Here is a 10,044-nt window from a genome sequence, read left to right on the forward strand (position 1 = left end):
GACGGCAGCCGCTTCTGGGCGCATCTGCGCGCCCGTGCCATCGACCCGCGCCACCCGGGCAGCGGCGGCACCATCTGGATCGTCGATGACATCACCGAGCGCCGCCGCGTCGCCGCGGCGCTGGCCGAGGCGCGTGATCAGGCGGAGGCCGCCAGCCGCGCCAAGAGCGAGTTCCTGGCCAACACCAGCCACGAACTGCGCACGCCGCTCAACGGCCTGCTCGGCCTGGTGCGGCTGGCGCAGGATCCGTCGCTGCCGTCGGGGCGGCTGCGCGAGTACCTGGAGCACATCGACGACAGCGCGCAGGCGCTGGCCGGCCTGATCTCCGACATCCTCGACCTGTCGAAGATCGAGGCCGGCAAGCTCAGCATCGAGAAGGTGGACTTCGATCTGCACCTGCTGCTCGGCCAGATGCGCGACGCCTACCGCGAGCTGGCAGCCGCCAAGGGGCTGGAGCTGCGCTTCGAGCTCGCGGGCGGCGTGCCGCAGTGGGTGAGCGGCGATCCGGTGCGGCTGCGGCAGATCGTCGCCAACTACCTGGGCAACGCGCTGAAGTTCACCGAACAAGGCTGGATCGAGCTGCGCTTGACGCGCCGGGTCGACGGCCGCACGCGCATCGAGGTGCGCGACAGCGGGCCCGGCATCCCGGCCGACGTGCAGCCGCGGCTGTTCCACCCCTTCTCGCAGGCTGACACCTCCACCACGCGCCGCTACGGCGGCACCGGCCTCGGTCTGAGCATCTGCCGCCAGCTGGCGGTGCTGATGGGCGGCGGCGTGGGCATGCTCAGCACGCCGGGCGAAGGCAGCCGCTTCTGGGCCGACCTGCCGCTGGCCGCCGCGGCGCAGCGCACGCCGGCGCCGCCGCCGCGCTTCGCGCCGGTCGATGCGCTGCGGGGCGCGCGCGTGCTGCTGGTCGAGGACCATCCGGTCAACACGCTGGTGGCCGAAGCCACGCTGGCGCACTGGGGTGCGAAGGTGGTCACCGCCGCCAACGGCGAACTCGCGGTGCGCGCAGTGGCCGAGGCGAGCGCGCGCGGCGAACCCTTCGATGCCGTGCTGATGGACCTGCAGATGCCCGTGCTCGGCGGCATCGACGCCACCATCGAGATCCGCCGCACCCACGGTCCCGGCCTGCTGCCGGTGATCGCGCTGACGGCCGATGCGCTGGTGGCGCAGCGCGAGCGCGCGCTGCAGCACGGCATGAACGACTTCCTCTCCAAGCCGATCGACCCCGAGCGGCTGGTTCGCGTGCTTGCCCACTGGGTGCGGCGCGCGCGTGCGGTGCGCGGCTGACTCGCCATGCCCAACCTGCTGCGCCGCAATGAACGCGCCATCGCGATGGCCGCCGCCGGCGCCGAGCGTGCCCGACTGCTCGCGCAACGCGTGACGCTGCTGGCCCGCCACTGGCACACCGACGAACTGCCGCAGGCGCTGCGCGCCGCCGAGTCGGCCGTGCGCGAGCTCGGCGATGCGCGGGCGGGGGCCGAACTGGAGCTGGCGCGCGGCGTGGCGGCCTACTACGGCGCCGAGGTCGACGCGGCCGCCGCACCGGTGCAACGTGCGCTCGATGCCGCGACGGATACCGGCGACGTCGGCCTGCAGGCCGAGTGCGAGGCCTGGCTGGGCTGCATCCACGGCACGCTGCAGCGCGAGCCGGTGCAGGTGCTCGGCCACCTGCGGCGCGCCGTGCGCCTGGGCCAGCCGCACCGGCCGCTGGCCGTCGCGCGGGCGTTGTACGTGGTGGCCACGCTGTACCAGGAAGCCGAGCTGATGGACCAGTCGGTGCGCCACTACCGTCGCGCCACGCTGATCGCCCGGCGCGAGAACGACGAGCAGCTGCTGGCCGCGCTGCACCGCTACATGACCCTGGCCCAGGTGCAGCAGGTGCGCCGCGCCCGCGCCGCCGGCCGGCTTGACCAGGAGCAGCTCAAGCAGTCGCTGGCCGGGCTGGGCAGTGCTCAGCAGCTCACTGCGGTGCTGGCTGGCGAAGATGCCAGCGTGCAGTTCGGGCTGCGCCAGGGCGAGATGCTGCGCCTGGCCGGCGAGCACGAGCGCGCCATCGAGGTGCTCGACGCCGTGGTCGACCGTGCGGCGCGCGCCGGCATGACCTGGGAGGCCACCATCGCCCGCGCCGACCACGCCGTCTGCCTGGCCCACGGCGGGCGGCTGCTCGACGCCCACCGGATCGGCGCACTGGCGGAATCGGAGCTGGAGCCCGGCTATGCCGACTACGCCCGCGCGGTGGTGCACGACTCGCTGGCCGAACTGGCCGGCCTGCTCGGCCGCGCCGATCGCCAGGCGCGTCACGCGGCGCTGGCACGCGGCGCCTGGGATGCCGATGCCGACTACTGCCGCCGGCTGCGCGAGGCGCTGCTGGCTCAGGGGCCGCTTACCGACTGATCCTGCAGCGCCAGCCAGGTTCGCTGCAGCACACGGGCGTCACTGCTGGCACGGTGGCGCGGGTCCGGACGCTCGGCCAGCACGCGCTGGCGTGCGGCCTGCCAGCGCTGTGCCGCGTCCTCGTCGAGCAGGCGACGCAGGTGCTCGAGCCGGAACGCCGGCGCCCGGCCGGCGGCCTCGAACAGCCGCGCCAGCCAGGCGTAGTCGTGGGCCCAGCCGTCGCTGTAGACCACCTGCCCGCGAAGGCGGCGGTTGAGCTCGCGGGCCACGTCGACCACCGGCCGGCCATGACGCAGCGCCACCTCGCGGCCGATGCCGTGCAGCGCCTGCGCGGCCTCGTCCCAGTGCAGCCAGTCGGGCTCCGGGCGCACCAGCGTGCACCAGGCCTGGCCGTCGGGCAGCACGAAGCCGATCTCGATCGGGTAGCTGTCGCGGCCGAAGCCGGAGGCTTCGATGTCCAGGAACGCGGGCGGGGAGGCTGGGGCCATGCAAGGCCCCTAGCAATTGCCGCGCCTTGTCGCGCGTGCGACAAGGCGCTGCGGGGTTCCGCCGCTGGCTGCGTCCTCGGGCCTGGGGTATACCGGCGGGCATCGCCCTGGACAGGAATCCAACGTGCCCGAAGCCCTTGCCAAGCGCCCGCACCATGCCGTCTGGCCACGCCGCCTGCCGCGCGAAGTGGTCGCGCCGCGCACCTCGCTGTGGTTCAACCTCGAGGTCTCGGCGGCGCGCTACCCCGACAAGCCGGCCTACCTGTTCTTCGGCCGACCGCTGAGCTACCGGGAGCTGCATGCGCAATCGCTGGCCATCGCCGGGTGGCTGCAGGCCCGCGGCGTGAAGAAGGGCGACCGCGTGTCGCTGTTCATGCAGAACTGCCCGCAGTACGTGGCGGCGCTGTACGGCATCCTGCGCGCCGACGCGGTGGTGGTGCCTGTCAACCCGATGAACCGCGCCGAGGAGTTCGGCCACTACATCACCGACCCGGAGGCGAAGGTGGTGATCTGCAGCGCCGACCTGGCCGGCATCGTGGCGCAAGCCGACGCCACCCTGCCGGAGCGGCAGCGGCTGGCGCACGTGCTGGTGGCGCGCTATGCCGACGCCCTGCCCGACGGCGCGATCGATCCCGCCGAGGCGCCGAATGCCGCTACCGAGCAGTGGCTGCGTGCCGATCCGCCGCTGCCCGAAGCTGGGCCGGCCTGGACGCGCTGGCACGATGCGCTGGCGCACGGACTGCAGCCCGCGACGCACACCGCCGGCCCAGACGACCTGGCGCTGCTGCCCTACACCTCGGGCACCACCGGCCTGCCCAAGGGCTGCATGCACACCCACCTCACGCTGATGCACAACGCGGTGGGCGGGCAGTGGGGGCACAGCGGGCCGGAGTCGGTGGGCCTGGGCGTGGTGCCGATGTTCCACATCACCGGCATGATCTACAGCGTGCTCGGCGCGGTCTACCTCGGCTCGACCACGGTGATCCTGCCGCGCTGGGACCGTGAACTCGCCGGGCGGCTGATCTCGCGTCACCAGGTCTCGCACTGGACCTGCATCCCGACGATGATCATCGACCTGTTCGGCAGCCCGAACTACCGCAGCTTCGACCTCTCCTCGCTGCGCAACCTCAGCGGCGGCGGAGCGGCGATGCCGCAGGCCGTGGCGCAGCGGCTGCTCGACGAATTCGGGCTGACCTTCGCCGAAGGCTACGGCCTGACCGAGACCGCCGCGCCCAGCCATGCCAACCCGCCCGAGCGCGCCAAGCTGCAGTGCCTGGGCATCCCGATCTTCGGCGTCGACTCGCGCATCGTCGACCCGCTCACGCTGCAGGAACTGCCGCCGGGCGAGACCGGCGAGATCGTCACCCACGGCCCGATGGTCTTCAAGGGCTACTGGCGCCATCCCGAGGCCACCAAGGCGGCCTTCGTGACGCTGCCGGGTGATGCGAGCGGCAAGCTGTTCTTCCGCACCGGCGACCTCGGCCGCATGGACGAGGAGGGCTACTTCTTCATCACCGACCGCCTCAAGCGCATGATCAACGCCAGCGGCTTCAAGGTCTGGCCGGCCGAGGTGGAGACGCTGCTGTTCAAGCACCCGGCCGTGCAGGAGGCCTGCATCATCGCGGCGCGCGACGAGTACCGCGGCGAGACGGTCAAGGCGGTGATCGTGCTGCGCGCCGAGGCCCAGGGCAAGACCGGCGCCGAAGACATCATCGCCTGGTCGCGCGAGCACATGGCGGCCTACAAGGTGCCGAAGATCGTGGAGTTCGTCGACAGCCTGCCCAAGTCGGGCTCGGGCAAGGTGATGTGGCGGCTGCTGCAGGACCGCGAGGGCGGCCCGGCGAAGCACTAGAAGCGCGAGCCGGGCTGCTCGAGGAAGGCGAGTTCGTCGGCCGTGCTCGCGCGGCCGAGGATGGCGTTGCGGTGCGGGAAGCGTCCGAAGCGCCGGATCACCTCGCGGTGCCGGTGAGCGTAGTCGAGCATCGAGGCGGCCTGCGGATGCTCGCGCGCCAGCCCCTCGAAGGCGTCGACGGCGCGGTCCTGCAGCGCCAGGTCTTCCGCATGCTCGAAGGGCAGGTAGGCGAAGGCGCGCTGCCACAGCGGGAGCATGAGGTCGTCGCCCCGTTCGCGCAGCCCGAGGGCGAGCTCGAGCGCCGCCGCGTCGCCGGCAAACGCACGCGGGGTGTCGCGGAAGACGTTGCGGGTGAACTGGTCGAGCACCACCAGCGCCGCCAGCCGCTCGGCCGGGCCGTCGCCGAAGCGCCCACCGGCGAGGGTGGAGTCGATCAAGGCGCCGAAGCGCTCACCGATCTGCGTGTCGAAGGCCGGGTCCTTGCGGAACCACTGCGGCCGCGCCGCCGGTTCGTCGCCGAACCAGAAGTCGAGCACCGCAGCGGCGTCAGCGTGCATGGTGTCAGTCGCTGCGCGCGAGGCGCTGCCACAGGTAGGTGAACTCGATGGCCTGCAGCGTGGCGCGCTGCTCGTTGTCGGCCGCGCCGCCATGGCCACCCTCGATGTTCTCGTAGTACAGCACCGGGTGGCCGTACTCGCGCAGCCGCGCCACCATCTTGCGCGCATGGCCGGGGTGCACGCGGTCGTCGCGCGTCGAGGTGGTGAACAGCGGCACGGGGTAGCTCGCGTCGCGCCTGACGTTCTGGTAGGGGCTGTAGCGCGAGATCACCGCCCAGTCCTCCGGCTTGTCGGGGTTGCCGTACTCGGCCATCCAGCTGGCGCCGGCGAGCAGCTTGTGGAAGCGCTTCATGTCCAGCAGCGGTACCTGGCAGACCACGGCGTTGAAGAGCTCGGGCCGCTGCGTCATCACCGCGCCGACCAGCAGCCCGCCGTTGCTGCCGCCCTCGATGCCGAGGTGGCGCGCACTGGTGATCTTGCGGCGCACCAGGTCTTCGGCCACGGCGATGAAGTCGTCGTAGCTGCGCTGCTTGTTCTCGCGGATGGCCGCCTGGTGCCATCGCGGCCCGAACTCGCCTCCGCCGCGGATGTTGGCCACCACCAGCACGCCGCCGCGCGAATACCAGGCGGCACCCATGCCGCGCGAGTACCAGGGTTCCAGCGAGATCTGGAAACCGCCGTAGCCGTACAGCAGCGTCGGGTTGCTGCCGTCGGCCTTTGCGCCGCGCGGCCAGACGACGAAGTAGGGCACACGCGTACCGTCGCGGCCGGTGGCGAAGAGCTGCTCGGCGCGCATGCCGATCGAGTCGAAGCTCGGCGGCAGCGACTTCAGCGGCTCGCGCCGGTCGGTGCCGGTGCGGCCGAGCAGCAGCGAATCGGGGGTGAGGAAGTCGGTGTAGCTCAGCAGGTACTGCTCGGCCAGCGGATCGTCGCGGCGCGCGGGTTCGTGCAGCGACACCACGCCGAGGTTGCCCGGCGAGGGCGCATCGACCACGCGGCGCACGAAGCGGCCGTCGGCCTCGCGCTTCCACTCCTCGAGCCGGCCGATCACGTTGTCGTTGACGTTGACCAGCACGTGCGTGCGCGTGGTCGCCACGCCGGCCAGCGATCGCGTCTCGGTCGGCTCGAACAGCACCTGGAAGCGCCGCTCGCCGCGCTGGTAGGCCGGGAAGTCGGCCGCCAGCAGCGAGCCCTTCGGGTGGACCCGCTCGCCGACGCGCCAGTCGCTGCGCAGCTCGAGCAGGAGCGTGTCGCCGGCCACGCCGGCGCTGTGCATGAAGCGGATGCGGGCGTCGTCGGGCACCTCCAGGCGCTGCAGCGTGTCGCCCTGCAGCAGGAAGGTCTCCTGCCGGTAGAAGTCGAGGGCGCGCACGACCAGCGTGCGCTCGAAGCCTGGCGTGTGGTCGACGCTGACGCCGACCCAGGTGTCTTCCCGGCGACCCTCGAAGACCGTCTTCGCCTCGGCCAGCGGCGTGCCGCGCTTCCAGCGCTTGAGGATGCGCGGGTAGCCGGAGTCGGTCATCGAGCCGGAGCCGAAGTCCGTACCGACGTAGAGCGTGTCGGCATCGGCCCAGGCGACGTCGGTCTTGGCCTCGGGCAGCACGAAACCGCCGTCGACGAAACGCTTGCGCTCGATGTCGAACTCCCGGATCACCTTGGCGTCGGCGCCGCCGCGCGACAGCGAGAGCATGCACAGCCGCTGAGCCGGCTCGAGGCAGTCGACGCCGCCCCAGACCCAGTTCTCTTTCTCCGCCGCGGCCAGCGCATCGAGGTCGAGCACCGTCTCCCATTGCGGCTGCGCCTTGCGGTACTCGGCCAGCGTGGTTCGCCGCCACAGGCCGCGCTTGTGGGTGGCGTCCTGCCAGAGGTTGTAGAGCCAGTTGCCGCGGCGCGTCACTGCAGGGATGCGGTCCTTCGAGTTCAGCACTTCGAGCAGCTTCGTGCGTGTCGGCGCGAAGTCCTCGCGAGCCGACAGCAGCTTCAGCGTCTCGGCGTTGCGCTCGCGCACCCAGGCCAGGGCCTTCTCGCCCTGCACTTCCTCGAGCCAGAGGTGGGGATCGTCGGCGGCGGGGGGGGTGTCGGCCATGGCAAGGGCGGGGAGTGCGGCCACTGCGGCGCTCAGCAGCCGGCGGACCAGGTCTCGGGAGATGGGCATGCGGGAGGGGCTCAGGCGAGCAGGGACTGGACTTCCGGATGGCGGCGCATGTAGGCCTGCACGTACGAGCACAGCGGCCGCACCTTCAGGCCGTTGTCGCGGGCATGGGCCAGCGCGGCGCGCACCAGCTCGGCCGCGATGCCCTGGCCCTCCAGCTCGGGGGCAACCTCGGTGTGCGTGATCGCCATCACGCCCTCGCGCAGACGGTAGTCGCACACGCACAGGTGGCCGTGCACCTGGGCCGAGAAGCGGCCCAGCGCCGCGTCGTGCTCGATGGTGATGCTCATCGGGTCCATCCTCCGTCGTCGGGTCAGGGTTCGAGGCGGCGCGGCGTGATCTCCACCGAGCGTTCGCCGTCGCCGACCCACGCGGTGCCGTCCTGCACGCTCACCTGCAGCTGCATCGTACGTTGCGCCAGCGCGGCCAGCGCCTGGCTCTGCGCAGCATCCACCTGCCAGACATGGACGTTGGCGGCGCGGGCGATCTTGCCGGCGATGCCGTTCCACCAGATCGGCGTGCTGGCCGCGTAGGCGTAGACGGTGACGAGGTCGGCGCGGCCGGCGGCGCGCAGCAGCCGCTTCTCGTCGGGCTGGCCGACCTCGACCCAGTGGCGGATGCGGCCGGTGAGGTCGCGGTGCCAGAGGTCGGGCTCGTCGGTGTCCGACAGGCCCTTGCCGAATTCCAGGGTGCCGTCACGGTCGTCGGCTGGCACGTTCAGCGCGAAGGCCAGCACGCGCATCAGCATGCGCTCGTCGGTCTCGGAAGGGTGACGCGCGAGGGTCAGCGCGTGGTCGGCATACAGGCCGCGGTCCATGTCGGCGAGCTGGACGCGGGCTTTGAAGATCGTGGCCTTGAGTGCCATGGGCGGTGGGCGCGGCGCAAAGCCGCGATTAGAGCAGAGCGCCCCGCCCAGGGTCGCTCAGCGCTTCTCGGCCAGCGCCTTCAGGTTGGCCAGCCCCGCCTCGAAGTCCTTGCCCACGAGGCCATCCATCGCCAGTGCGAACCAGCGGTTGATCGGGTTGCTGCCCATGTCGCCGGCGATCGTCCAGGTGATCTTCGTGCCGCCGTTGTCCGGCGAGAGTGTGAGTGCGCCGGTGGAGGTGGTGCCGAAGTCGGGGAAGAACAGTTCGTAGGCGATGCGCCGCCCGGCCTCGGCCTCGGTGAAGCTCATGCGGCCATCGCCCTGGCTGCTGCTCTTCCATTCCCATACCGCGCCCGCGCCGCTGGCGGCGCCGCTGTAGGTCATCGCCATCTGCGGATCGCGCTGGTTCCACACCGACCAGTCCTTCCAGCGCCGCGGGTCGGCCACCAGCGGGTAGACGGCGTCCGGGGGCGCGGCGATGGTGGCGCTGCGCGACACGTCGAACTTCGGCGAGACGAGCAGGCCGCCGAGCAGCAGCACCGCCGCCAGCAGCATCACGACGACGAGCAGGGCCTTGACGATCTTCATCGCGCCACCTCCGGACCGGGAAGCGCAGTCTGCCCCCGCGGCGTGGCTCAGGCAAGGGCGGACGTGCCGCAGCGCAGCGCCCGGCCCTCGTGTGCACTGCGCCGGCCGAGTTCGAGCAGCGCCATCACCGCCACCGCCTGCGCGGGCGGCACCGGGTTGGGGCCGTCGCCGCGCAGCGCGTCGCGCACGGCGGCGTAATACGCGCCCTGGCAGCCGGAGCGCAGCGGCCAGTACTCGGTGCGCAGCACATCGCCACAGGGCCGGCTGATCAGGCTGACGTTGCGGTCCTGTCCCCAACCCGGCTGGGCTGGCCAGCACGGCCGCGCGCCGGCCTTCAGCGCGTCTTCCTGGGGGTCGAGTCCGAGCTTGATCCAGGAGCCGTCCGTTCCGTGGACGGCGAAGCGCGGCGAGGGCGCCGCCGCCAGCATGCTCGCGCGCAGCACGACGCGGCGCTCCGGGTAGGTCAGTCGGGCCTGGAACCAGTCGTCGGCCTGTCCGCCGTCGCGCAGCGTGGCCAGGTCCAGCGACACCGTGTCGGGCCAGCCGAACAGCTGCAGGGCCTGGTCGAGCAGGTGCGGGCCCAGGTCGCACCACAGCCCGCCACCCGGCGCCGCGGACTCGCGCCAGCGCGCACGTACCGCTGGGCGGTAGCGGTCGAAGGCCGATTCGAGGTGGACGATGCGACCCAGCGTGCCGTTCTTCGCCAGCTCGCGCAGGGTGAGGAAGTCGCCGTCCCAGCGGCGGTTGTGGAACACCGACAGCAGCCGCCGGCGCGCGTGGGCCAGCGCGGCGAGCTCGCGCGCCTCGGCCGGCGTCAGCGTGAACGGCTTGTCGACCACCACGTGGCGCCCGGCCGCCAGCGCGGCGCGGGCCAGGGGAAAGTGCGTGTCGTTCGGGCTGGCGATGACGACGAGGTCGATGTCCGCGCGGCGCAGCAGGGCCTGCGGGTCGGCCAGCACCTGGGCCGCCGGCCAGTCGGCGTGCACACGCGCGGCATCGCGGCTGGCCACGGCCGCCAGCCGCAGGCCGGGCACGCCGGCGATCAGCGGGGCGTGGAAGGTCTGGCCGGCATAGCCGTAGCCGACCAGGCCGACGCGCAATGCAGTGGAAGTCATGATGCGATTGTGAACGGCGCTGCCGAT

At 72.1% G+C, this 10,044-nt stretch carries 10 protein-coding genes; 3 read left to right on the top strand and 7 right to left on the bottom strand.

The features are described from left to right. On the top strand, positions 1–1,293 hold a 1,293-nt coding region (locus AB7U92_RS14420; protein ID WP_428578013.1), incomplete at its 5' end, for an ATP-binding protein. Positions 1,294–1,299: 6 nt separating this feature from the next. Further along, positions 1,300–2,400, top strand: coding sequence for a hypothetical protein (locus AB7U92_RS14425; protein WP_428578016.1), 1,101 nt, complete (start codon positions 1,300–1,302; stop codon positions 2,398–2,400). Here the strand turns inward: AB7U92_RS14425 and AB7U92_RS14430 are convergent. Next, positions 2,379–2,888 carry a hypothetical protein gene (locus AB7U92_RS14430; RefSeq protein WP_428578019.1) on the bottom strand — a complete coding sequence of 170 codons (510 nt, stop codon included), beginning with the start codon at positions 2,886–2,888 and terminating at the stop codon, positions 2,379–2,381. The two genes, AB7U92_RS14425 and AB7U92_RS14430, sit on opposite strands and share 22 nt — an antisense overlap. A gap of 124 nt (positions 2,889–3,012) precedes the next feature. Between AB7U92_RS14430 and AB7U92_RS14435 the strand changes: the two genes are divergently transcribed. Continuing rightward, on the top strand, positions 3,013–4,740 hold the full coding sequence (locus tag AB7U92_RS14435) for a long-chain fatty acid--CoA ligase (RefSeq protein WP_428578022.1): 1,728 nt from the start codon (positions 3,013–3,015) through the stop codon (positions 4,738–4,740). Here the strand turns inward: AB7U92_RS14435 and AB7U92_RS14440 are convergent. The 6 genes from AB7U92_RS14440 to AB7U92_RS14465 all read right to left on the bottom strand — a co-directional run bounded on the left by AB7U92_RS14440 (position 4,737) and on the right by AB7U92_RS14465 (position 10,017). Continuing rightward, positions 4,737–5,297: a DUF924 family protein gene (locus AB7U92_RS14440; RefSeq protein WP_428578024.1), complete on the bottom strand. Its 561-nt coding sequence runs from the start codon at positions 5,295–5,297 to the stop codon at positions 4,737–4,739. The genes AB7U92_RS14435 and AB7U92_RS14440 overlap by 4 nt on opposite strands. 4 nt (positions 5,298–5,301) lie before the next feature. Further along, positions 5,302–7,383 (bottom strand): prolyl oligopeptidase family serine peptidase, encoded by a 2,082-nt coding sequence (locus tag AB7U92_RS14445; protein WP_428578027.1) that lies wholly within the window; start codon positions 7,381–7,383, stop codon positions 5,302–5,304. Positions 7,384–7,463: 80 nt separating this feature from the next. Further along, positions 7,464–7,739 carry a GNAT family N-acetyltransferase gene (locus AB7U92_RS14450; protein ID WP_428578030.1) on the bottom strand — a complete coding sequence of 92 codons (276 nt, stop codon included), beginning with the start codon at positions 7,737–7,739 and terminating at the stop codon, positions 7,464–7,466. A 23-nt stretch (positions 7,740–7,762) separates the two neighbouring features. Further along, positions 7,763–8,314: a YaeQ family protein gene (locus AB7U92_RS14455; RefSeq protein ID WP_428578032.1), complete on the bottom strand. Its 552-nt coding sequence runs from the start codon at positions 8,312–8,314 to the stop codon at positions 7,763–7,765. Positions 8,315–8,371: 57 nt separating this feature from the next. After that, positions 8,372–8,902 carry an SRPBCC family protein gene (locus tag AB7U92_RS14460; RefSeq protein WP_428578035.1) on the bottom strand — a complete coding sequence of 177 codons (531 nt, stop codon included), beginning with the start codon at positions 8,900–8,902 and terminating at the stop codon, positions 8,372–8,374. A gap of 47 nt (positions 8,903–8,949) precedes the next feature. Further along, a complete protein-coding gene (locus tag AB7U92_RS14465) occupies positions 8,950–10,017 on the bottom strand; it encodes an oxidoreductase (protein ID WP_428578038.1) in 1,068 nt (355 codons plus the stop codon). Positions 10,018–10,044: the final 27 nt, after the last annotated feature.

The organism is Piscinibacter sp. (genome assembly GCF_050175855.1).
Taxonomy (GTDB): domain Bacteria; phylum Pseudomonadota; class Gammaproteobacteria; order Burkholderiales; family Burkholderiaceae_C; genus Piscinibacter.